At 38.9% G+C, this 22,705-nt stretch carries 21 protein-coding genes and 1 riboswitch; of the genes, 7 read left to right on the plus strand and 14 right to left on the minus strand.

The features are described 5' to 3' along the window. Window positions 1–39: 39 nt before the first annotated feature. A riboswitch (TPP riboswitch) is annotated at window positions 40–143 on the plus strand. A 107-nt stretch (window positions 144–250) separates the two neighbouring features. From tenA to AC1TO6_RS01650, 4 genes are read left to right on the plus strand one after another with little or no spacing between them, the layout of a single operon-like run. After that, window positions 251–943, plus strand: a complete 693-nt coding sequence (gene tenA / locus AC1TO6_RS01635) for a thiaminase II (RefSeq protein ID WP_482099859.1) — start codon at window positions 251–253, stop codon at window positions 941–943. Further along, window positions 930–1,679, plus strand: a complete 750-nt coding sequence (locus tag AC1TO6_RS01640; protein WP_482099860.1) for an ABC transporter ATP-binding protein — start codon at window positions 930–932, stop codon at window positions 1,677–1,679. The genes tenA and AC1TO6_RS01640 overlap by 14 nt, the downstream gene beginning before the upstream one ends. Next, window positions 1,676–2,416: an ABC transporter permease gene (locus AC1TO6_RS01645; protein WP_482099861.1), complete on the plus strand. Its 741-nt coding sequence runs from the start codon at window positions 1,676–1,678 to the stop codon at window positions 2,414–2,416. Before AC1TO6_RS01640 ends, AC1TO6_RS01645 begins: the two co-directional genes overlap by 4 nt. Continuing rightward, window positions 2,413–3,387, plus strand: coding sequence for an ABC transporter substrate-binding protein (locus tag AC1TO6_RS01650; protein ID WP_482099862.1), 975 nt, complete (start codon window positions 2,413–2,415; stop codon window positions 3,385–3,387). The genes AC1TO6_RS01645 and AC1TO6_RS01650 overlap by 4 nt, the downstream gene beginning before the upstream one ends. 48 nt (window positions 3,388–3,435) lie before the next feature. Here AC1TO6_RS01650 and AC1TO6_RS01655 read toward each other — a convergent pair whose 3' ends face one another. From AC1TO6_RS01655 to AC1TO6_RS01680, 6 genes are all read right to left on the minus strand, one after another. Beyond that, window positions 3,436–4,371 carry a metal ABC transporter substrate-binding protein gene (locus AC1TO6_RS01655; RefSeq protein WP_482099863.1) on the minus strand — a complete coding sequence of 312 codons (936 nt, stop codon included), beginning with the start codon at window positions 4,369–4,371 and terminating at the stop codon, window positions 3,436–3,438. Window positions 4,372–4,403: 32 nt separating this feature from the next. Further along, window positions 4,404–5,264: a metal ABC transporter permease gene (locus tag AC1TO6_RS01660; RefSeq protein ID WP_482099864.1), complete on the minus strand. Its 861-nt coding sequence runs from the start codon at window positions 5,262–5,264 to the stop codon at window positions 4,404–4,406. Continuing rightward, on the minus strand, window positions 5,261–6,001 hold the full coding sequence (locus AC1TO6_RS01665) for a metal ABC transporter ATP-binding protein (protein ID WP_482099865.1): 741 nt from the start codon (window positions 5,999–6,001) through the stop codon (window positions 5,261–5,263). Before AC1TO6_RS01665 ends, AC1TO6_RS01660 begins: the two co-directional genes overlap by 4 nt. Before the next feature lie 256 nt (window positions 6,002–6,257). Further along, window positions 6,258–7,520, minus strand: coding sequence for a hypothetical protein (locus AC1TO6_RS01670; RefSeq protein WP_482099866.1), 1,263 nt, complete (start codon window positions 7,518–7,520; stop codon window positions 6,258–6,260). A 264-nt stretch (window positions 7,521–7,784) separates the two neighbouring features. Then, window positions 7,785–8,159, minus strand: coding sequence for a nucleotide excision repair endonuclease (locus AC1TO6_RS01675; protein WP_482099867.1), 375 nt, complete (start codon window positions 8,157–8,159; stop codon window positions 7,785–7,787). A gap of 78 nt (window positions 8,160–8,237) precedes the next feature. Continuing rightward, window positions 8,238–9,077: a TetR/AcrR family transcriptional regulator gene (locus AC1TO6_RS01680; RefSeq protein ID WP_482099868.1), complete on the minus strand. Its 840-nt coding sequence runs from the start codon at window positions 9,075–9,077 to the stop codon at window positions 8,238–8,240. Between the two features lie 145 nt (window positions 9,078–9,222). On the opposite strand from AC1TO6_RS01680, the gene AC1TO6_RS01685 reads away from it, so the two are divergent. Then, complete coding sequence (locus AC1TO6_RS01685) at window positions 9,223–12,339, plus strand: efflux RND transporter permease subunit (protein ID WP_482099869.1); 3,117 nt, start codon at window positions 9,223–9,225, stop codon at window positions 12,337–12,339. 456 nt (window positions 12,340–12,795) lie between these two features. Next, a complete protein-coding gene (locus tag AC1TO6_RS01690) occupies window positions 12,796–13,656 on the plus strand; it encodes an SAM hydrolase/SAM-dependent halogenase family protein (RefSeq protein WP_482099870.1) in 861 nt (286 codons plus the stop codon). A 79-nt stretch (window positions 13,657–13,735) separates the two neighbouring features. On the opposite strand, the gene AC1TO6_RS01695 is transcribed toward AC1TO6_RS01690, so the two are convergent. Continuing rightward, on the minus strand, window positions 13,736–14,167 hold the full coding sequence (locus tag AC1TO6_RS01695) for a YkvA family protein (RefSeq protein WP_482099871.1): 432 nt from the start codon (window positions 14,165–14,167) through the stop codon (window positions 13,736–13,738). 695 nt (window positions 14,168–14,862) lie between these two features. Here AC1TO6_RS01695 and AC1TO6_RS01700 point away from each other — a divergent pair. Beyond that, entirely contained in the window at window positions 14,863–15,477 is a 615-nt protein-coding gene (locus AC1TO6_RS01700) for a DUF3298 and DUF4163 domain-containing protein (RefSeq protein WP_482099872.1), read from the plus strand. Window positions 15,478–15,670: 193 nt separating this feature from the next. Here the strand turns inward: AC1TO6_RS01700 and AC1TO6_RS01705 are convergent, their stop codons facing one another. The 7 genes from AC1TO6_RS01705 to AC1TO6_RS01735 form a co-directional block, all read right to left on the minus strand. Further along, a complete protein-coding gene (locus AC1TO6_RS01705) occupies window positions 15,671–16,378 on the minus strand; it encodes an NAD-dependent deacylase (RefSeq protein WP_482099873.1) in 708 nt (235 codons plus the stop codon). Window positions 16,379–16,393: 15 nt separating this feature from the next. Then, window positions 16,394–17,068: an SOS response-associated peptidase gene (locus AC1TO6_RS01710; RefSeq protein WP_482099874.1), complete on the minus strand. Its 675-nt coding sequence runs from the start codon at window positions 17,066–17,068 to the stop codon at window positions 16,394–16,396. Between the two features lie 154 nt (window positions 17,069–17,222). Then, complete coding sequence (locus AC1TO6_RS01715; protein WP_482099875.1) at window positions 17,223–18,824, minus strand: BCCT family transporter; 1,602 nt, start codon at window positions 18,822–18,824, stop codon at window positions 17,223–17,225. A 324-nt stretch (window positions 18,825–19,148) separates the two neighbouring features. Continuing rightward, window positions 19,149–20,336: an MFS transporter gene (locus AC1TO6_RS01720; protein WP_482099876.1), complete on the minus strand. Its 1,188-nt coding sequence runs from the start codon at window positions 20,334–20,336 to the stop codon at window positions 19,149–19,151. Further along, on the minus strand, window positions 20,329–20,739 hold the full coding sequence (locus AC1TO6_RS01725; RefSeq protein ID WP_482099877.1) for a MarR family winged helix-turn-helix transcriptional regulator: 411 nt from the start codon (window positions 20,737–20,739) through the stop codon (window positions 20,329–20,331). Before AC1TO6_RS01725 ends, AC1TO6_RS01720 begins: the two co-directional genes overlap by 8 nt. Window positions 20,740–20,999: 260 nt before the next feature. Further along, window positions 21,000–21,470: a DinB family protein gene (locus tag AC1TO6_RS01730; protein ID WP_482099878.1), complete on the minus strand. Its 471-nt coding sequence runs from the start codon at window positions 21,468–21,470 to the stop codon at window positions 21,000–21,002. Between the two features lie 11 nt (window positions 21,471–21,481). After that, window positions 21,482–22,702 carry an MFS transporter gene (locus AC1TO6_RS01735; protein ID WP_482099879.1) on the minus strand — a complete coding sequence of 407 codons (1,221 nt, stop codon included), beginning with the start codon at window positions 22,700–22,702 and terminating at the stop codon, window positions 21,482–21,484. Window positions 22,703–22,705: the final 3 nt, after the last annotated feature.

Consider the following 22,705-nt stretch of genomic DNA (forward strand, 5'->3'; position numbering starts at 1 on the left):
TTTCTATGCTTATATTAGAGATGAATCCAATTTCATAAGATCCACCGCTAGGGGTGCTCTAACAGAGCTGAGAGAGGCATGTGTCTTGACCCTTATAACTTGAACTGGTTAATACCAGCGTAAGGAAGAGGTGCTGACACAATATTTCTGCCAGTCTGTTTTTGCAGATACAATTGACAGTCTACAACCCACTTCTTTTTCAAGGAGTGGGTTTTTTGGTTGGCTATCAATTTTAGGGAGTGTTGGAGAGATGAAGTTTACTGACCGCTTACTGGAAAAAATAACACCAATTTGGAGACAGAATCACAGCCATCCGTTCGTTCAAGGGATTGGCAATGGTACCCTAGACCCCGATAAATTTAGATTCTACATGGTACAAGATTATTTATATTTGATTGATTATGCAAAAGTTTTTGCAATTGGTGCTGTAAAAGCCGACGACTTGGAAACAATGGGCAAGTTCGCTACGCTACTTGATGGCACACTGAATACAGAAATGGCACTACATCGTAGTTATGCGCTCCGGTTCGGTATTTCTGAACATGAACTAGAAAATGCAAAGCCCTCTCCTATCGTGCTTGCCTATACGCACTACATGTTACATGTCAGCCAAAACGGTACTGTCGCCGAAGTTATGGCTGCACTTCTTCCATGCGCGTGGAGTTACTGGGAAATAGGTAAAGAGCTAAATGCGATTCCAGGTGCAGCTGAACATCCGTTATACGGTGATTGGATACGCATGTATTCGTCCGAAGATTTCGGCGACCTCGCAATCTGGTGTATCGATTTGATGAATAAATCTGCAGAAGGAAAACCTGAACATGAACTATTAAAGCTCGAAGAAATCTTCCTTAATACAACTCGCTATGAATATATGTTTTGGGATAGTGCCAATACGAAACAGATGTGGCCCGAGGTTGAAAACTCCAATGTTATCGTTTGACAATGTATCATTCGCTTATCATTCAAGCAACAACATACTGGAAAATCTATCATTTAATGTACTACCCGGTGAATTCATTTCAATAATCGGGGTTAGTGGTTCCGGTAAAAGTACCATCTTCCGACTTGTAACAGGATTAGATGAACCTACTTCTGGCACCATTTCACTCGATGGGGTTCAAAACAACCGCCGCCTTGGTAGCGTCGGTTATATGCCGCAGCAGGATTTACTTCTGCCTTGGCGCACGATTTTAGAAAATGCATGTCTCCCACTTGAACTAAAAGGGATGAAACAGCAGTCTGCAAGCAATCAGGTATTACCGTTATTAAAGGAGTTCGGTCTTGGCGGTACAGAAAAAAAATATCCGGCAGAACTTTCTGGCGGGATGAAACAGCGAGTCGCTTTTTTGCGCGCTGTCCTTTCCGGAAATTCCCTTCTCCTGCTGGATGAACCATTTTCTGCATTAGATGCGATAACTAAGTTATCAATGCAAGAGTGGCTAATTGATCAATGGAAGATACATCAATCTACTGTGTTATTCATTACACATGACGTTGAAGAAGCGCTATTTTTATCAGACCGTATTTTCCTGTTAAGAAATGAGCCGGTGACTTCATTCGAAGAAATCAGAGTTCCACTTGAAAGGCCTAGAACAAGAAGTGATTTACATCGAACGGATTTGCTTGAGCTAAAGGAACAATTGCTAAATACGCTACGTAGGGAGGTAATGCAATGAAAAACATTACCCCCCTTCTGATCATTGTATTATTCGGTAGCATCTGGGAGCTAGGTGCAAGACTTTACGATAAACCATTCATCTTGCCTTCTCCTATTCAAATTTTAATCCGTTTTTGGGAGCTAAAAGAAATACTGTTGTTAAAGCACTTACCGATGACTTTGCTAACAATTATCATCGGACTAGTCATTTCAATTATTTCAGGAGTTGCAATCGCCGTTTGGATGTCTTCCAGTCCCAGAGTTCGAAAAGCGCTCTATCCGATTTTAATATCTTCACAAATGATTCCTATTATTGCACTTGCACCTATTTTTGTACTCTGGTTCGGATACACAATTTGGAGTAAAGTCGCAGTTACAGTACTCATCACCTTTTTCCCGATTACTGTAAATACATACGACGGGCTATCTTCTGGAAGTAAAGAAATGCGCGAGCTTTTTTTAACAATGGGCGCAAAAAAACAGGATATTTTCTTGAAATATTCTGTTCCCACTGCCCTACCCCACTTCTTTTCAGGATTGAAGATTGCCGTTACACTGAGTGTGATTGGCGCAGCAATCGGGGAATGGCTCGGGGCGCAGGCTGGTCTTGGATACTTTAGTCGCCGAATGATGACGCAGTTCGATGGTGCAGCTGTATTTGCACCTATTCTTGTACTGACCTTCGTTGGAATTACATTTTTCATGGGAATCACATTCATTGAAAATCGACTGTTAAAATGGAGGACTAAAAATTGAGGAAAATCATATTATCCCTATCATGCATCGCACTTATTTTACTGCTGAGCGCTTGTAATGCAGAAAAAGACAATAAAGTAAGCATCATGCTCGACTGGTATCCAAATGCGGTTCACAGTTTCTTGTATGTCGCACAGGAAAAAGGCTATTTTAAAGAAGAAGGAATTGTAGTTGATATTCAATTTCCTGCAAATCCAACAGATCCCATTAATCTTGCAGCCGCTAGTAAAGTAACTCTGGGAATCACCTATCAACCGGATGTCATTATCGCAAAATCCGAGCAGAACATAGATGTTAAATCGGTCGGAGCCCTAGTCCGATCTCCGCTTAATCATGTCGCATTTCTAAAAGAAACCGGGATTAAAACACCTAAAGATTTAGAGGGGAAGACAATTGGTTATACAGGGATTCCACTGAACGAAGCCATTCTCCAAACAATGATGGAAGCGGACGGAGCCGATTATAATAAAACGAAAATGGTAGACGTAGGATTTGAATTGAATTCATCACTCGTTTCGAAAAGTGCAGAAGCTGTAATTGGTGCATACATCAATCATGAAGTACCCCTGCTCGAATTTGAAGGTTACCCAACTGGGGTGATTGATCCTACAGATTACGGCGTACCCTCGTTTTATGAGCTTGTTGTCGTAACGAGTGATGATACATGGAAGAAAGATCAGAAGAACATTGAAGCATTTTGGCGAGCTTCTGCAAGAGCGTTTGATGATATTGAAAAAGATCCTGAAGCAGCACTATCGATTCTATTGAAAAATCAGGATACAGCCAATTTCCCACTCGTAGAAGAGGTTGAAAAAGAATCTCTGTCAATTCTACTGCCCAAAATGAAAGCTCCTCATACATTTGGGGAACAAGATGAAGAAACATGGAAAGTAACTGCCGAATGGATGAAGGAATATGGATTATTAAAGAAAGATGTAAATCTAGATGGTATTTTTATTAATCTAAAATGACAAAAGCGGCCCGAACTTTCCATTTGAAAGTTCAGGCCGCTTTGTAGTCTATTGGTCATTCAAACCATTAAAAATCATGTCCGTGTTCCATTTCAACATTTTTATATACGTATCCCCATCTTCACCTGGTTTCCCTAAGGAATCTGTAAATATTTTCCCTTTAATTGGCACATTAGTTTCGCGAGATACCATTTCCATGCTTCGGGGATCGACACTCGTTTCTAAAAATAAGCCCCGAGCATTTTCGCTTTTAATTGTAGAAATGATATTTGTCAGCTGTTCAGGAGTTCCTTCATGATGTGAATTGATTTCCCAAATGTAAGCCGCACTAAAATCATACGCATCTGAGAAATACTTGAACGCACCTTCGCTAGTTACGAGTATACGGTGTTCTTTAGGAATTTCATTCATTTTTTGTATAATCTCTTCATGAAGGGCTTGAAGTTCAGCACTATAAGCATCCGCATTAGCATCATACTTAGCCGCATTATCTGGGTCTAATTTCTTCAATGCGTCACGGACATTCTCTGTGTACTTTATGCCATTTCGTACATCGAGCCAAGCATGGGGATCTTCTTCCCCTTTATGGTCCTCCGAATTGAGGAGCATCGGCTTAACTCCTTCACTTACACGATATACTGGCGCATCTTCGCCCGACTTCCCGGCCGTTTCCATCAATTTCGTAAACCATGCATTTCCTTCTTCTAAATTTAGCCCATTATAAAAAACAACATCCGCATCTGTCGTCAAAACGACATCTTCCGGAAGTGGATCGTATTGGTGTGGGTCTGATCCAATCGGTGCCAGACTTCGAACATCAACCAAGTCTCCTCCGACATTTTTTACAATATCGTAGATAATTGAATACGTTGCAACAACCTGCAGTTTTTCACCCTTCTCTTTTGGAGCAGACGTACCTTGGCCACATGCCGACAAAAAGACTCCTACAACAATCATCGTAACCAGCATAATATTTTTTTTCATAAAAAAACTTTCCCCCTATTTTGAATTTGCATTTAAGAAACGGCTGATTTTTGTTTATTTGTTCGAATAGCCCGCCACAATAGTCCTTGTTTCGGTGATAATATAAACGCTGTAAAAAATAATGCAGTTGCGACGAGTACAATCGTTGCGCCAGAAGCGAGATTGTACGTAAAACTCAAATACAAACCGATGACCGCTGAAATCGTTCCACATATTGCTGATAAGAAGATCATTGAAGATAGTCGGTCAGTCAATAAATAAGCTGTAGAAGCAGGTGTAATGAGCATCGCAACTACTAAAATGATGCCCACTGTTTGTAACGATGCAACAGTGACAAGTGTTAGCAAAACCATTAAAAAGTAATGAATCATTTTAGTCGGAAGTCCATATGCCTGAGACATAATCGGGTCAAACGAGCTGACAAGCAATTCTTTATAAAATAAAAACACACTTAACAAAACGAAAATACCAACAACAAGTGTCATCCACATATCAGAAGGTCTAACCGCCAACACATTCCCAAAGAGGATATGATACAAATCCGTGCTGCTCTTTAGAAAAGTGATTAGAATAATCCCAGCAGCAAATGCTGCTGTAAACATGATGCCTATTGCTGAATCATTTTTGATACGGCTATTCTGGTTGATGAAACCGATACCTACAGCCGTTAAAATACCTGTTATTACTGCCCCGATAAAGAAATTGATGCCCAGCATAAAGGAAATTGCGACACCAGGTAATACAGCATGAGATATCGCATCCCCCATGAGGGCCATTCCTCTTAATATAATAAAGCAACCAATAACGCCACTAATGATACCAACCATCACAGATGTAATGAGCGCTTTTTGCAGAAAACCATATTGCATGACAGCTTCAAAGAAATGAATCATTTCGCCATCACCCCATCTAAAAATGATAATTGTCCGCCGTACGCTTTTGAAATCATTTTAGGCGTAAATACCTCTTTGACACTGCCCTTCGCAATTAACTCTTTGTTTAATAACAGCAGTTCATCAAAATACTTTTCCGCTTTATTCAAATCATGATGAACAACAATGATCGTTTTCCCTTCATCTCGTAACTCTTTTAAAATCTTCACAATCATCTCTTCACTCGTAGCATCAATCCCTACAAATGGTTCATCGAGTAAAAACAAATCCGCCTGCTGAGCAAGTGCTCTGGCCAAGAAAACACGCTGCTGCTGGCCGCCAGATAACTCTCCAATTTGCCGATTCTGAAACTCTTTCATATCTACCTTTTCAAGACATTTCAGAGCCAATTCTCTCTCTTTCCGACCGGGTCTTTTCAATAGTCCTACTGTTGGATACGTACCAATTAGAACCGTATCTTTTACAGTAATAGGGAAATCCCAATCAATTGTACTGCGTTGCGGAACGTATGCAATTCGTTTACGTACGTCTTTCAACGTGGAGCCAAGGATTGTAATATCACCTTTATCTTTTGAAATCAAATTTAGTAATACTTTAAGCAAAGTGGACTTCCCTGCTCCATTCGGTCCAATGATCCCAACTGATTTCCCCTCAGTTATCCTAAATCCAATATCATGTAACACTTCTTTTCCGAAATACGACACATGCAAATTCGAAACTACTATTGCATCTTTCATATTTACACACCTCCATATATCTATATATATATGCAAAAGTTTCCTTAAGGCAACTTTTACAGTAAATTTTTTTGCCCTAGGGAAACTTTATGGTTAAAAAAATGAATCTCACTTTTGTTTCCCTAAGGAAACTTATTATCTTCATAATAAGTTATAACAGATTAAATGTAAAGTATTAGTTTTGCAATTATTTACACTGTCAAAAAAAGAGGATACCATTTTCATGGCATCCTCTTTTTTCACATGTAGTAAAGTCTTATATATCTTCCAATAAAATAATTTCACCAGTTACTGCATCTACCGCTTCTGCAGCATCAAGCAATCCGCATAGGATATACTTACCTGTGATTTCATCATAGACATATGTAGGATCAAGCGTAATGTAAGAAACCATTTTCTCAAAAGCTTCATCATGTGTCACTACAGTTTCTTCAGCAGGTGAAAATGCTTCAAAAATTTCGGCCATCGACCCGTTATCAAAATAATTTAGCACCGCCATCGTTTCGGGGTTCATGAATACTACTACTTTCCGAGTGAAAGGCGTTGAATCTATTTCTTTGATTTTACAATGTGCTTCGATGAATTTTTCTTGACGCTGAAGCTTGGATAGCGTCCATTTTCCAGAGTCACTAGGATATTCTGTCCGTAAGACATCACGTACGATGCTTTTACTCTGTTCAATTTGCTCATCTGACATCGTCAATTTTTCTTTAGTATCGACGTTGCCGAATGCATCTTCTACGCTTGTGTCAGAAAAAAATGTGATTTCTTCACGATTGATTGGCTCTTCCAACGGCTTGTCCCATTCAATTATTTCTTCAATTTTCACTTCAGAACGTTCATGTTCCATAAACGGGATTACTCGCTCTCCATCCACCGTTACATATACTTCTTCCATTGCATAGACAGGAACGAAACGTTTTTCAGTTTCAGATGGGAGTTTTACTAGTTGAAGTTGCCTTTTTACGATTGGTTCAATTTCTTCAAGTGTCAAAGTGAATTTCGATAGCTCAATGAGTTCCTGTGAAGGGAACATTCCGTACGAATGATAGGAAGTCAGCTTTCCTGCATCATCAAATTCAACTTCAATCATACAGTTCGGGGAAATATAGATTCCTTGGATATCTGATTTAAATTGAAAACCATTTGCAGTCGCTTGCGTTAATTTGAAATCTCGTTTGTAAAGCAGTCCAGTTTCTTTTTCAAGCCACACGGTTACTTCCTCCACGCTTTGATTGGGAAAGTGAGTTTTTGTGGAAAATGATTTACCTTGCACGAATAACACAGAACTAAAGCATTGCTTTTGAATTGCATATTCAACAATCGCTGTGCCCTCAGGATTATAATCTTCTTCGATTGGCTCATTTAACGCTTTAGGAAACCACTCCATATTGAACGAATAATATGCATTCCCGGAAGTGTCCCTTTCTTTACGGATCGAATGTCTTTCCAAGTTGTACGCATCTAAACCAAAAATTTCTTGCGCTTCATCGACAATCTTTTGTAATCTCTTGTCCATGTCTCCACCCTTTTCCTATGTATGTAGTCAAAAAGAAGAGCTGATTGCACATGGCAGTCAGCTCAGTAGTTGCTTAGAAGTTCATGAAATCACATATATTGAATAAATGTGATTTCACGCCTAGGCGCTTCCGCTTTTGATTACGTCTAGACTCCAGCGCCTAGGGACTCGGGTCATAAGTCGCCCCGGCTACGAGGCAATGAACGCCTCTTCTCCGGTCCGTCTTATGCCTGTCGTCCCTGACCAAGGCGCTTCCGCTTTTGATTACTCAAAAAACACTTTATCAACGTTATATTTCGCGCGTTGTGTATTAATGATATACGTTTCATAAATTTCACGGTCCATCGGTTCTTCGACAACGATAATTGAAATCTTATTCACTTCATTGCGATGGTCTTTAATTGGTGAGACAGCATCTTCAAAGTGCTTTTTCACGCGCTGACGAAGTTTGCGGGCTTTTCCTGCAAATAACAATTCATCTTTGTTGTTATAAAACAAGATGATTCCGCCTTTATCACGTGGTATTTCATGTAAATCAATAAATCCATAAACTGGTTTGATTGGCGCAGCATCCGGACCCATTTCTTGTTTGCGTTGTACAATCGTTACATCAGGATTTGGTATTGTAATTGTGATCAATTAAACGTCACGTCCTCTTCTTTTATGAACTTAAATTCTACCATAAAACTGCTTAGAAAGCGAAGAATGGCTAAGTAGTCACTGATTTAGGAACTGTGTTATTTTATTTACTAGCTCCTCTGTTAAGTCACTTTCCCGCAAATTTGAAATCATACCGAAAATGACGGGTTTTCGAATATTGTTATTTAAAAGTTCTGCTCCAATCACATCTAAACTTATATAAATCCCGTCATCCTTATCTTCAATTTTCTCTTTAATCATGTCAATATCTTTAACTATTTCCTCAAGCTTAATCGAACACACAACTTCGCCAGTACTTATTAACTGTTCTTTCTTTAACAAAGGTTGTGTTAACCCATTAACAATCGAATCTGACCGTTCAACGATATAGTTTGCCAATTCAGGATAATTCAGCATTTTTAAATTGAACACAACAATTTCCGCATAACCATGGATAATACCATTCAACATGACAACGAGATCAGGCAAATGCACACGAATATCTTCACCATACACTCCTAATAGAAGTGTTTCTAACATCTCATATGCTTTCCCACGTAATTTATTCATGAGGCGAAGCATTTCTTCATTAATAGGACTGGTTTTTTCCTTCATCTGCATTAGAATAAAATCCGAATAACGGGCTATTTCTTCAAATTGAATAATGAAAAATTGTTCATAACGAGCTCTTGGTGTGATTTCCATTTGATAGATACCACCCATTCGGTCTAGTAACTTTGTACTAAAGTATTCAAATATCGAAAAAAAAAGACTCTCTTTTGATTTAAATGAGAGATAAAAAGAACCTTTTGAAATTCCACATGCATCTGTAATCTCTTGAACGGACGTTGCCTCAAAACCATTTTTCGCAAAAAGCTCCGATGCTTTTTCGATAATCAATAACTTTTTATCTGACAAATTAAAACCCCCACGTATAAAATTGTTTCACTTGACCCATGACTGACCGGTCAGTTATTATGAAAAGGCATAGTTTTACTAGTTATATCCAATGATAAACCATAATGACTAGTAGGTCAAAGCAAAAAGTTCAATGGAGGTACATATGAATTCAATTATTAATTTTGTAATGAAGAACAAATTAGCTGTATGGCTTGTCACACTTATTATAACTGCTGCCGGCATTTATTCCGGTTCGAAAATGAATTTGGAAACAATACCAGATCTTACAATTCCTATCGTTAGTGTAACAACGGTTTACCCGGGTGCCACACCTGACCAAGTGGTGAATGAACTATCAGAGCCACTCGAAAAAGCAGTAAATAGCTTGAACGGAGTTACATCGGTTAGCTCCACATCATACCAAAATGCTTCATCTCTACAAATTGAATATTCGTTTGGGACTGACATGAAGCAAGCGGAAGATGACGTAAACGAAGCTCTTTCTAAAATCACATTGCCGGAAAACGCGATGGATCCAACTGTTGGTAGAATCAGCATCAATGCATTTCCAATTCTAGCCCTTAGTGTTTCTGACAGCAATGTTGACCTAGAAGCGTTAACTGTAAAAGTTAAAGATTCTTTGGTACCTGACCTCGAAGGAATTAGCGGCGTTTCAAGTGTTGCAGTTTCCGGGCAACAAATTGAAGAAGTCATTCTGACATTCGATCAAGAAAAACTAGCCGCAAACAACTTGGATGAGGATACTGTGAAACAAATTGTAAAAGGCTCTGATGTGACGATGCCGCTTGGTTTGTTCCAATTTGATGGAGAAGAGCAATCGGTAGTCATTGATGGTAATATCGCGACTGTTGAAGATTTGGAGAACATACTGATTCCAGTAATGCCAGCTAGTACTCCAGGCGCTGCAATACAACCCGAAGCATCACCTACACCCTCTGTCGGCACGAATCCTACAACTGCACAACTGCCTTCAATTAAACTGGGTGAGATCGCAACGATTGAACATATCGGAAAAGCCGAATCCATTTCAAGAATGAATGGTAAAGAAGCGATCGCTGTTCAAGTTGTAAAATCGCAAAATGCCAATACATTAGTGGTGGTCGATGAAGTAAAAGACCTCATGAAAGATTTTGAAAAAGAGAACGATGGCGTCAAAATTTCAACAACACTTGACCAAGGTGAACCCATTCAACAATCCGTTGATACAATGATTAGTAAAGCATTGTTCGGTGCAATCTTTGCGGTAATTATTATTATGTTGTTCCTACGTAACTTTAAATCGACACTAATTTCAATTGTGTCTATTCCAATGTCTCTTCTAATTGCAATCATATTCTTGAATCAGTTGGGTATTACATTGAATATGATGACACTTGGTGCAATGACTGTTGCAATTGCGCGTGTTATCGATGACTCCATTGTAGTTGTAGAAAATATATTTAGACGTATGTCTCTTCCAACAGAAAAGTTAAAAGGTAAAGAACTTGTACGAGAAGCGACAAAAGAAATGTTTAAACCAATCATGTCGTCCACACTCGTTACGATTGCAGTCTTCTTGCCAATCGCTTTAGTTAGCGGCATGATTGGCGAATTGTTCATGCCTTTCGCTTTGACTATCGTATTTGCACTGCTTGCTTCATTAATTGTAGCGATTACAATCGTGCCAATGCTTGCACATTCATTATTCAAAAAACAGCTTTACTCGACTACGAGTAGCCACAAAGAAAAACCGAGTAAAATGGCCGCTTCTTATAGAAAGATATTAAATTGGACATTAAATCATAAACTGATTACTTCTCTCGTTTCAATCGCACTTTTGGTTGGTAGCTTATTCCTTGCTCCTGTTATCGGTGTGAGTTTCCTTCCAGATGAAGAACAGAAAACAATGTATATTACGTTTACCCCAGAACCTGGCGAAACGCTTGAAACTGTAAACAATTATGTTGAATCAGCGGAAGAGTATCTATTGGATTTGAAAGATGTTAACGTCGTTCAAGCTTCCGTCGGCGGAGAAAATCCGATGGCGCCTGGCGCTTCAAACGGGGCTCTCCTGTTTGTGACGTTCGATAATGATACGGTTGATTTTACGAAGGTGAAAGAAACAACAATCTTAGAACTCCAAAAACGCGCAACTAAAGGTGAATGGAAATCACAGGACTTTTCAACAAGCGGTTCCAGTAATGCAGTGAGTTATTACGTTTACGGAAATAACTTAAAAGAAATTGAACCAGTTGTTGAAGACATCGAAAAGATTATGAATGAAAACAATGACTTAAAGAATGTCAAAACAAGTTTAACTAGAAAATATAAAGAATATACACTCGTTGCCAATCAAGAAAAGTTAACACAGTACGGTTTAACTGCTGCACAAGTCGGAATGGTCCTCTATCCGAACAACCAGCAAGAAGTGTTGACTAAAATTGAAGATGGTAATAATACAATCGAAGTATTAATCAATGAAGATAAGAAAGAACATAAAACAATCACTGAATTACTTGAAGAAAAAGTACAGTCACCACTTGGTATGGAAATCGCCATTTCTGAATTAGTTGACTTACAAGAAGGCACAACTTCCGATACAATTTCTCGTAAAGATGGTAAATTATTTGCGAGTGTTTCAGCGGAAATAACAACAAAAGATGTTGCAAAAGCGTCTACAGCTATCCAGGAAAAAGTAGACAATCTCGATATCCCTTCAAATATAGAAGTTAATACGGCAGGCGTAACAGAAGATATCGCAGAGGCGTTTACTCAGCTTGGGCTTGCAATGCTTGCTGCCATTGCTATCGTGTACTTGATCCTGGTCGTAACTTTTGGCGGCGGACTTGCACCATTAGCAATCTTATTCTCTCTTCCCTTCACAGTAATTGGAGCGTTGGTTGGTTTATGGATTGCTGGTGAAACAATCAGTGTTTCGGCAATGATTGGGATGCTAATGCTAATCGGTATTGTCGTAACAAATGCGATTGTTTTAATTGACCGCGTCATAAATAAAGAAAATGAAGGTATGGCAACTAGAGACGCCATTTTGGAAGCGGGCACTACAAGACTGCGTCCAATTCTAATGACAGCACTCGCTACAATAGGTGCATTGATTCCTCTAGCTATCGGTGGAGAAGGTAGCGGACTCATTTCCAAAGGACTTGGTGTTACTGTTATCGGTGGCCTAACAAGCTCGACATTGCTTACACTAATTTTTGTTCCAATTGTTTATGAGTTTTCAGGGAAGTTCCGCAAGAAAAACAAGAAAATAGTATAACTTAGAAAAAGCCAGTCCATCCAGTGACTGGTTTTTTCTTGGTATCTCATTAACCTCGAATCATTTGACTTTTCATTCGAAACCATGTAAATTATTCATTAATATGAATAGGCGATGAAGAGAAAAGTAAAGTGTGTACATTTCTGACAGAAAGCTTCGGCAGATGAAAAGAAGCAGAAAGGTTCCACTAGAAAAATGGTCTCTGAGCTCTTCATTGAACGTGCAATTTAGCATTAGTAGATGTTTGCGGGTTTTGGTACCCGTTACCAAAACCACAGTTTAGAATCCGTTATGATTGGATTCTGCACTTGTTGAGGCTACGCATGTGAATGAGTAGCGAAAAAAGGTGGTTACACGAGTTTATATCTCGTCCTTTTCAATCGATTGGCGATTGATTTGGGCGGGATTTTTTTGTTTAGAAGTACATATTATATAAAAATGAGGAGTGGTTTAATAATGACAAAAGGTTTATTAGTTTTTCAATCGGATTTCGGAAAAAGTGATGGCGCAGTTAGTGCAATGCATGGAGTAGCAAACTCAGTTCAACGTGGAATTCCGATTTTTGAGATTACACATCTAATTCCTCAATATAATATTTGGGAAGCGTCCTATCGTTTATTGCAATCGATTGGTTATTGGCCGAGCGAAACCGTATTCGTATCCATCGTAGATCCTGGTGTAGGTTCTGATCGGCGTGCTGTAGTTGCAAAAACAGCAAATGACCAATACATCATTACACCGGATAACGGAACATTAACGCACGTTTCGCAATTCATCAACATTACTGAAGTCCGGGTAATCGATGAAACAAAAAACCGGCTCCCTAACTCTGGCGAATCCCATACGTTCCATGGCCGTGATATTTTTGCTTACACGGGTGCCCGGCTTGCTGCTGGGGTAATCCAATTTGAAGATATTGGTCCTTCAGCTGATCCTTCAACGATTATTACACTACCTTTAAAAATGTCGACAATTACGAATGAAACAATTACAGGGATAGTCGATATTATCGATCGCCCATTCGGCAATCTGTGGACGAATATTAGCAGGTTACAATTCGGGGAAATTGTGGAGCAGTACGGTGATTCAATTGAAGTTTCTATAACAACAGATGGCCGAACCATATATAACAATATAATGACCTTCGGAAGGTCATTTGCAGATTTGCATATCGGTGAGCCCCTCGTCTATGTAAATTCACTCGACAATATCGGTATCGCCATCAATCAAGGTTCTTTTGCGGACGCATACCGTGTTGGCACAGGAACAAACTGGGAGGTTGTTATTCGTAAAACAACCCGAATTGGGTATGAATAACTTTTTATTATTCCAAGAAAACCATTATACCAATCAAAAAATGCTAACGCGGAATTCATTCCCACGTTAGCATTTTCCTTTATAAGAATCGATTGTCTATTTCTTCATCGTGTAATTTATCACCAAATAATTTTTCCAATCTCACTTTTGCTTTCAATTTCATATCAGCGTCAATATGAGAGATAACCTTATATACAGCAGTTGCAATGACACTCGCATCATCAACCAATCCGACTGCAGGTATAAAATCTGGAATGAGATCGATTGGGAATATCAAATAACTAAGCGCCCCTACAATTATCAATTTCGTTGATTTTGGTACCGCTGGACTTTTCGCCGCATAATAGAGGAGCAAACTGTAATAAACGGTTGTCTTCCCTGCTTGCTTCCCGTGCTTCTTCACTTTGTTCCAAAAGTTTTCATCAGAGTAATGGTTTTCTGCCACATGGTTAGATAGTTCCGGATTGAAATTCTTCATAGTATCTTCATAATCTTTTTGTTTTTTATGCATACCTAAACCTCCACCTTAAATGTCCGTTCCCTTAATTGTACACGGAACAGCGTGGAGTGTCATTCGACAGGATACGCGAGTTGCCTATAAAATACCATTTCGTTACATAACCAATTGCTTATATGGTGATGAATGAAGTTTGATTAAGCCTTAATTTTACGTAAGAGGAAGTTTATGAATCACAATCCAACTTGAATAGTATTTAAAAACGCTTGCCAAAAGTTTCGGGAGATAGATTTTGATTTGAGTAATACGTTTGAAGTCCAAACAGCAGAAATTGAAGCTCAAGGTTAAAATCTGAAAACTGTAGAAGCAATGCGCGAGATTGGAATTGATATTAGCGAATAATCTTCTCAGCTAATTGATGAAAATGTTCTAGTTATGGCTTAGTTACGTCATCACACTATGTGTAAATCCTAACGACAACTGTCCGATAACTCCTCCTCACATCTCTCACTTGCACTGGGGTTTCAATGATCCTGCTCGTGCGACAGGATCTGAAGAAGAGAAATGGATGGTTTCTCCAAAAAGTACGGGATGAAATTAAAGACCGAATTCAGAAATTTGCTGTGTCCTACAAAAGAGTGTGTGTGTGAAATTCTAATAACATTAGGATTTCATTCTCTGTTTTTTGACTTTCCTAATCCATCCTTACATATGATGAACTACCTCATATAAAGGAAAGGATTGCTGCTATGGATTTACCTGTATCAATTGCAACAAAAAAATTGCCCCACGCTATACCAAACGTCAAAGTCTATTATCCAGTTGTTACCCAATTGCCCAACTCAAATGTTCAAAGCAAAATTAATCACGCTATTATATCTGCACTGAATAAAATACTAGTAGAGCAAAGTTTTTACGATAAAGACCTTGTGGAATTATTAGCCTATTACGAGTTAAAAAACAATCAGCGCGGCATACTCAGTTTGAATTTAATCGTTTATTCATTTACAGGCGGTGCGCATGGGATGACTATCATTAAGTCACTCACATTTGATACAAAAACAGGTAAAGCGTATTCGTTGAAAGAATTATTCAAAACGGACAGTGATTATGTGAAAAAATTGTCAGGTATTATTGAAGAAAGAATTAAAGATTGGGATATCGACCTTCTAGATCCTCCATTCAAAGGTATTCGCGGCGACCAAGACTTTTATATTGCAGATACATCTCTTGTCATCTATTTTCAGCTTTATGAAATCACGCCATACTATTGGGGATTCCCTTACTTCCCGATTCCTATACTGGATCTCGCGGATATTATCCAACCAGATGGCCCACTTGACCGTATGATGGCGTTCACTTAATTTCACAGTAATAAATAGCCTAATTCTAAGAATCCTATACAGTATTAGGCTTTTCTCTTACTTTTTAAAGTAAATTTAAACATAATAGAATTACACCCAATCTCTTGCTCATAATAAATCTCCTATCGAGTCGATTTATTATTAGTTCGTTTGGCAAACGAGTAAGTTTCGCTTCTTCTGCTTGATTACGGAGTTAATTGAAGTCCGCTTCCATTAGTACTTCACCAATCCGTCGACCATTAATGACTAGATTTGCGTAATCATCAAATAACGTTGGTTCCATATTAACTATAACGAGCTTTGCCCCATTTTGTTTTGCTAGAAGCGGAAACTGATTTGCGGGTGTGACAGTCAGTGATGAGCCTAATACAATGAATAACTCGGCCCGTTCGCTTTCTTCCACTGCCTTCATGAAAGTATCTTCCGGTAGCCCTTCTCCGAATAGAACAACAGATGGTCGCAATTTTCCACCACATTTACAATAGAAACGTTCTTCTTCATACATCTCATTTCCGAATTCTTTCCCACAAGATTCACAATGGACTTGTTGCAGCGTGCCATGCAGTTCCATCACATTTTTCGAGCCAGCAACAGAATGAAACCCATCAACATTTTGGGTAATTACCCCTTGTATAAGCCCATCCTTTTCCCATTTAGCTAAGATACTATGGCCTTTATGCGGTCTACAATCTTTTACTCCAAGCACACGTTGACGGTAAAAGGAAAAAAACCGTTCTACATCAAGATTTAAAGCTTCTGTACTTGCAACTTGATCAGGACTTTCATTTTCCCATAGCCCGGTTTTTGCAGACCGAAAATCAGGTAAACCGCTTTCTGTGGACATACCAGCACCTGTATAGACAATAGTATAATTTGATTTCTCCATTAACTCCGCCAACATTCGAAGTCCTCCTTCTTAACAAACTTCAATAATTAGAGATTTTTCATTGTTTTTCGGCGAATTAACTGCAGAAGAAACAATGTATGCCTCCATTTGTTTTTCATCGGATGGCATCAATAGACTTTTTAATAACTCGATATCTTCATTTTTAGGATCAAGCCAAGCCGCCTCATTTTCACGTTTTAGTATGACAGGCATACGATTGTGAATAGGTTTTACTAACTCATTTGGCACTGTCGTAATGGCTGTACACGAATGAATGATACTTCCATCCGTTGAAACCCATGACTCCCATAGACCCGCAATAGCAAATACCTCATCAGATTTCAATTTGATGCGCATCGGTACTTTTCCATCCTCTACTTTCTGCCATTCATAAAAGGAGTCCGCTGGAATAAGGCATCGTTTCTTCTTAAATGAATTTCGAAAACTCGGTTTTTCTGAAACAGTCTCAGCTCTTGCGTTGATCATTTTATATCCAATTTTCTCATCCTTTGCCCAAGGAGGGATAAGCCCCCACCGCAAATGACCCAATCGATTTTTCCTCCCATCATTGATAATGGCAACAACTTGTTGGGAAGGCGCGATATTATAACTCGGAATATAATCATTTTCCTGAAATGCTACTTCAATGTCAAAGCGTTCGATCATTTCAAAATAAGGGGCAAACAATGTAAATCGACCACACATAGAAATCCTCCTTTGTAAATGGAATTTGTTTACCTAACTCTACCATTGTTGTATGTTTGAATCATGTGAAACGTCGTTAACTGATGAGTATGTAGACTAATAAAAAAAAGTGCAAGCCCTAATCACCTAGAGGCTTGCATTTTTTGATTATAATTTACTTTTTCTGTTGGTTCCTTCTTTTAGATGAAGGTACTTGCGGTTTATCAGTTCCTGCCTTTTTCTTCGCTTCCTTTTCCACACGTTCAAAATTTCTAATATCTGAAGGTCTGACTGTAATAGGTTCCTTTTTCAACAATTTCCCCATTCCGAATACCAGTAGTAGAAGGAGTACCGTGAATGGCAAGGCAGCCACTAGAGAAGCGGATTGGAGCGCATCCAGACCTCCCGCGTACAATAACACCGCTGCGATTGCGGACATAAGTACTCCCCAGGTCATCTTGACAATTAGGGGCGGAAATAGACTCCCATTTGTTGTCATACTAGCAAGGATATATGTTGCAGAATCTGCGGAAGTGACAAGGAATGTGAATATTAATAGAATTGCCAAACCGGACATTAATCCTGTAAAAGGCATGTGTTCAAATGTCGCAAAAATTGCCGATGTAACATCCGCTTCTACAGCTTCTGCTATTTTTGTGCCGTTATTCAAGTCACTGTAAAGCGCTGTCCCACCCAAAGTTGCAATCCACATACATGCGAAAACCGGTGGAAGAACCATCACTCCAACGATGAATTCTCGAATCGTTCTCCCTTTGGATACACGTGCAACAAAAGCGCCCACGAAAGGTGACCAAGCAATTGTCCATGCCCAATAGAATATTGTCCAGTCTTGTACCCAGCTTCCTCCTTGATAAGGTTGCAAACGTAAACTGTATTGAATGAAATTCGTTATGTAATCACCAAGTGCTAAAGTGAACGTTTCTAAAATAAATACTTTTGGACCTACAATAAAGAAGAATAATAGCATCGCAATTGCCAATACTAAGTTGAAATTCCCCAAATACCGAATACCTTTATTCAATCCTGAGGATGCGGAAATCATATAAGATATAAAGACAATAAAAATGATGATTAACTGTATAGTGAACGTACTTTCAATCTTGAAAACTGACTCTAATCCCCCACTCATTTGTAAAATTCCGAGCCCAAGTGAGGTGGCAATACCCATGACAGTTGCTATGACAGAAAAGGAATCAATGCCAATCTTCACTTTTTTATTGTTTCCAATGAGTGGTTCTAATGCAGTTGAAATGAGTCCATCTTTTTTCTTTCGGAACTGCAGAAAACCGATTACTAATCCAACAATTCCAAAAATTGCCCATTGTGAAATGCCCCAGTGGAAGAATGAGTAACCCATCGCAACCCGCGCCGCCTGTTCTGAATGCGGCTCGACGCCCTCAATCGGTGAGGTGAAATAATGACTCATCGGTTCCGCTACACCCCAAAAAACAAGACCTACTCCAAATCCTGCCGAAAATAACATACCAATCCATGTGAAAAATGGATAATCAGGTCGCTCTTCATCTCCACCAATTCTAATTGCACCAAATTTACTGATTGCCAGACCAGCTAGAAATACGACTATAATAAATACAGTAAGCAGGTAAAACCAGCCAAAGTTCACCGTTGTAAAATCATACAATAAATTTGCTACATATCCGAATTGTATCGGTGAAACCGCTCCTAATAGCACTAGCACAAAAATAACTGATGCTGAAATTGAAAATACTGGATTCTTCCAAAACTTTTTGTCCAAAGAAAACCGACCCCTATTAATTTAGTTAATGACTATATACCCTAAAGCACTTCACTCTAAAGTGCAAATGTCTACCTAAATGAAATATATTTAAAATATCTCAGTTTTTCTTCAAAAAAAAAAAGATGAACCCATATATTCCAGGTTCAACTTTCACTTATCTATTTTGAGCGCTAATGCCTTCTTAGGGGGAGCCGAAGCCGTTTGACTAGCGGTTAAACCACTTGAGGCGGCCAAGAAAAAGAAATTGTTTAAAACATATTTTTATAGGGAATGAGACTATCTAGGCGGAGTGCATCCTATCAACTCGACTTTTCTATCAAATTATATTGTTTGTTCGTTTCTTTTTCTTCTTCGTATAATTAGTAAATAAAGGATAAATACAGCGAATACTAGAGCACTTGACATGAGGTAAACTGATTGATAACCATAATGGAAAGCCACCAAACCTAAAACGTACGATCCAAGAGCAAGTCCCGTGTCAAAAAACGTGAAAAATGTAGCAGTCGCATACCCACTTCTCTCATGATTTGTCGACTGTACAGCAAGTGTTTGAAAACTAGGTATGAGCGCTCCATAACCAAATCCAATAAACGCTCCTGCCACTAAAAAGGACACTGCCGAATCCATATTTGCTAATAGGAAAAGACCAAGTGCAAATGAAATAAATCCGGGAATGATTACATATTGTGAACCTTTTTCGTCAAATAGCATACCTGTAAATGGACGAGTCAGGAGCATCACAGCTGCAAACACTAGAAAAAAAGCGCTCGCGAGTGCTAGGAGACCTTTTTCCTGTGCGTAAATTGATAGATACGACAATACGCTTGCATATGACAAAGCGATTAAGCTACCAAGCATAGCAATCGGCAACGCTCCTTTTTCAAATAAGTCTCCTATTTTCAATTTAGTTTGTCCAATACTTTTTGCTGAAACATTTCCGGCCGGCGCCAATAAGGATGTAAGGACACCTATAACCATTAGAATACTTAGAACAATAAACAACACATCGAACGAGTAATTTTGAATTAGATATAACGCAATTAATGGGCCAAGAACAACAGCTAAATTGGTCGACATATTAAAATAACCAAGGCCCGCGCCTCTTCGTTTCATCGGTACTATGTCTGCAGCTATTGACAGCGCCGCCGTAGTGATAATGCTAAACCATATCCCCTGCACAAATCGCAATACTAGAAGTCCTGCAAATGGTTGGATAAAATAATAGAGGATTGTGCATATCAAATAGAGGACTAGGGCACTCCATAACATTTTCCGCTTCCCTACAATATCCAATATCTTGCCCGTAAAAGGTCTGACAACAATTGCAGATAGTAAGAATATCGTCATTAATAAACCCGCTTCTTCGTCTGTGCGCTTTAACACGCCAATCGCATATAGTGGCAATGTAGTGACGAGTCCGTAAAATACGATAAAAACTGAAATATTTGTGAAAAATAAACTTATAAAAGGTTTTGTCCAAATGGGTTCTTTTTTCACTAATTTACTCACTTCTTTCCTTATCAAGGCTTTTTAATAAACCCATTAATAACAGCTCATCTTCTTTTGACAGTTCTTTTAGAAACTCATTCTCAAATTCAATAATTGATGCCTCTATTAGCGGGAACTTTGTTATCGCTTCTTCAGAAAGACATACCACTTTTTCTCTTCGATCTATTCCTTCAAATGTCCTGACCCACCCGAGGTCTTCAAGGCGACTGACAGTCCTCGTAATTGTTGGGGCTTCCACATTTAAATACTTCCATATATCTGTTAATTTCATTTCCTCATGCTGCTTAACACAATATAACACCGTCCATTGCGCCGCAAATAAATCATATTTTTTCAGCGTTTTATTTAACTCTTTACTCAACATACGGGTTTTTTGAAATAGTTCATGAAATAGCGGATTCATCCATATTAACTCCTTTGTTTACCTAGCTAACTATTTAATCATACTTCGCCAACCTAAGCTTGTAAAGTAAACAGAAAAAAACAAGCAATCCCAATGTACGGGGATCACTTGTCATATTAATTCAATAGGTTTATAGGACCTTTCCACTTCATCTAGATGAATAGTGTAAGTAATGATACTGCCAACCTTAAAATATATGGAAATGAATTTTAACAATAGACAACTAATTTCTAAGTATCTATGCACATGTTTAGCTACGACTATTCAAATAGCTGTACGTCATGATCCAGCCCACAACAATGGACTAACATTGAATGAAGTTGCCCTCGATGGTGATAGACGTGAGCCACTATTTCAAGCAACCATTCATATCTTGAATATGTAGTCCCCCAATAAGAAGTCATTTTCATATGCAATTCTTCAGCATTAAATGTGGCGAATTTTTCTTCTAAAAAAGTATAATTACTCAACAATGCATCTTTAATTTCTTCTAGAGAAGCCAATTTAATCGTTGAATAATACGCTGTCATTTCATCCCTGCTTGCACCTTCAGCGATTTGGTAATCTGCTACACAAATTGTTGCCAAATGCTCCAATAACTCTCCAATTGAATATTCATTAGGCGTAGGTCTAATTTGTAATGAATGGTCATCTAATTGATCTACTAACTCACTAATGGAGTTAATGGAAACCTTCAGCTGGTTTAGTGCATATCCACAATATTTATTCATCACGTTTCTCCTTACAAAGCAGTTTCAGCCGTCATTTTCCGATCACGTGGTAGCGCTAAACCGACAAGACCAATAATCGGCAAGAATGAAACGATAATCATTGTCGGGAAAATACCAAGCTGGTCCATCAACATTCCGATGACGACGGATCCAATCGCTCCCATACCAAATGCCAGACCCACTGTGAGCCCTGCCATCGTCCCAATTTTGCTCGGAACGAGTTCTTGAGCATAGACGACCGTAACTGAAAAGCTGAGCATAATGAAAAACCCAATGGTCATGAGTAATAGGGCAACAGCCCATAACGGGACATATGGGAGCAGTAGACATAAGGGTATCGGCACAGCGAGCGAAAGAACTATGATATTCTTTCTGCCAAATTTATCAGCCATTGGCCCGCCGAAAAACGTCCCCACTGCTCCGAGTGCAAGAAACAAGAATATGTATAATAGCCCTTCTTTATCAATAAGATTATATTTATCCATTAAATGAAAGATGAAAAAGCTAGTGATATTCGTAACGTAAAATGAACGGGCAAAAATGATGACAAGCAGTAATACAAGCGCTGTTCCCACTTGTTTTTTGGTTAGCTTTCCTATGGATGATAGCAACACTTTCTTGCGATTGTTCAACTTCTCCTGATCAAGCTGGTTTTTATACCAAGCGGATATTTTTAGTAAGATGAAAATACCAAGTGCTGCGACAAGCATAAATAACGCCGCTCCTATTTGTCCAAGCGGCACTAGAATAAATGCACTGATTAATGGGGCTAGTGCCTGTCCCGAATTTCCACCTACCTGATAAATAGATTGAGAAAGTCCACGCTTCGATCCTGCCGCCATGAAAGATACTCTTGACCCTTCCGGATGAAAAATTGCGGAACCGAAACCGAGAAACATAACAGAGACAATAATCATCCAGTAGTCCGGGGAAAGGGCAATCCCTCCTATTCCTACAAATGAGAACATCATCCCTATCGGTAATGCATATGGTTTCGGTTTTCGGTCACTGAAATACCCGACAACCGGTTGTAAAACGGATGCAACCATATTCAAAGCGAAAAAAATGAACCCAAGTTGAGTGAAGGTAAGTCCCCTTTCCTTTTCAAGGACGGGAAACATTGCAGGAACCACTGCTTGCAGCGTATCGTTCAGCAAATGGACACCACCGATTGCAAACATGATTGGATATACGGGATTTCCCAGTGGACCTGCTTCTTTTATTTTTGTCATTTG

Source organism: Sporosarcina sp. Y352 (genome assembly GCF_056786535.1).

Excerpts from the sequence above, each read along its gene's own strand:
- tenA (WP_482099859.1), top strand. The coding sequence starts at position 251 with ATGAAGTTTACTGACCGCTTACTGGAAAAAATAACACCAATTTGGAGA.
- AC1TO6_RS01640 (WP_482099860.1), top strand. The coding sequence starts at position 930 with ATGTTATCGTTTGACAATGTATCATTCGCTTATCATTCAAGCAACAAC.
- AC1TO6_RS01645 (WP_482099861.1), top strand. The coding sequence starts at position 1,676 with ATGAAAAACATTACCCCCCTTCTGATCATTGTATTATTCGGTAGCATC.
- AC1TO6_RS01655 (WP_482099863.1), bottom strand. The coding sequence starts at position 4,371 with ATGAAAAAAAATATTATGCTGGTTACGATGATTGTTGTAGGAGTCTTT.
- AC1TO6_RS01660 (WP_482099864.1), bottom strand. The coding sequence starts at position 5,264 with ATGATTCATTTCTTTGAAGCTGTCATGCAATATGGTTTTCTGCAAAAA.
- AC1TO6_RS01665 (WP_482099865.1), bottom strand. The coding sequence starts at position 6,001 with ATGAAAGATGCAATAGTAGTTTCGAATTTGCATGTGTCGTATTTCGGA.
- AC1TO6_RS01670 (WP_482099866.1), bottom strand. The coding sequence starts at position 7,520 with ATGGACAAGAGATTACAAAAGATTGTCGATGAAGCGCAAGAAATTTTT.
- AC1TO6_RS01685 (WP_482099869.1), top strand. The coding sequence starts at position 9,223 with ATGAATTCAATTATTAATTTTGTAATGAAGAACAAATTAGCTGTATGG.
- AC1TO6_RS01690 (WP_482099870.1), top strand. The coding sequence starts at position 12,796 with ATGACAAAAGGTTTATTAGTTTTTCAATCGGATTTCGGAAAAAGTGAT.
- AC1TO6_RS01695 (WP_482099871.1), bottom strand. The coding sequence starts at position 14,167 with ATGCATAAAAAACAAAAAGATTATGAAGATACTATGAAGAATTTCAAT.
- AC1TO6_RS01700 (WP_482099872.1), top strand. The coding sequence starts at position 14,863 with ATGGATTTACCTGTATCAATTGCAACAAAAAAATTGCCCCACGCTATA.
- AC1TO6_RS01705 (WP_482099873.1), bottom strand. The coding sequence starts at position 16,378 with ATGTTGGCGGAGTTAATGGAGAAATCAAATTATACTATTGTCTATACA.
- AC1TO6_RS01710 (WP_482099874.1), bottom strand. The coding sequence starts at position 17,068 with ATGTGTGGTCGATTTACATTGTTTGCCCCTTATTTTGAAATGATCGAA.
- AC1TO6_RS01725 (WP_482099877.1), bottom strand. The coding sequence starts at position 20,739 with ATGAATCCGCTATTTCATGAACTATTTCAAAAAACCCGTATGTTGAGT.
- AC1TO6_RS01730 (WP_482099878.1), bottom strand. The coding sequence starts at position 21,470 with ATGAATAAATATTGTGGATATGCACTAAACCAGCTGAAGGTTTCCATT.
- AC1TO6_RS01735 (WP_482099879.1), bottom strand. The coding sequence starts at position 22,702 with ATGACAAAAATAAAAGAAGCAGGTCCACTGGGAAATCCCGTATATCCA.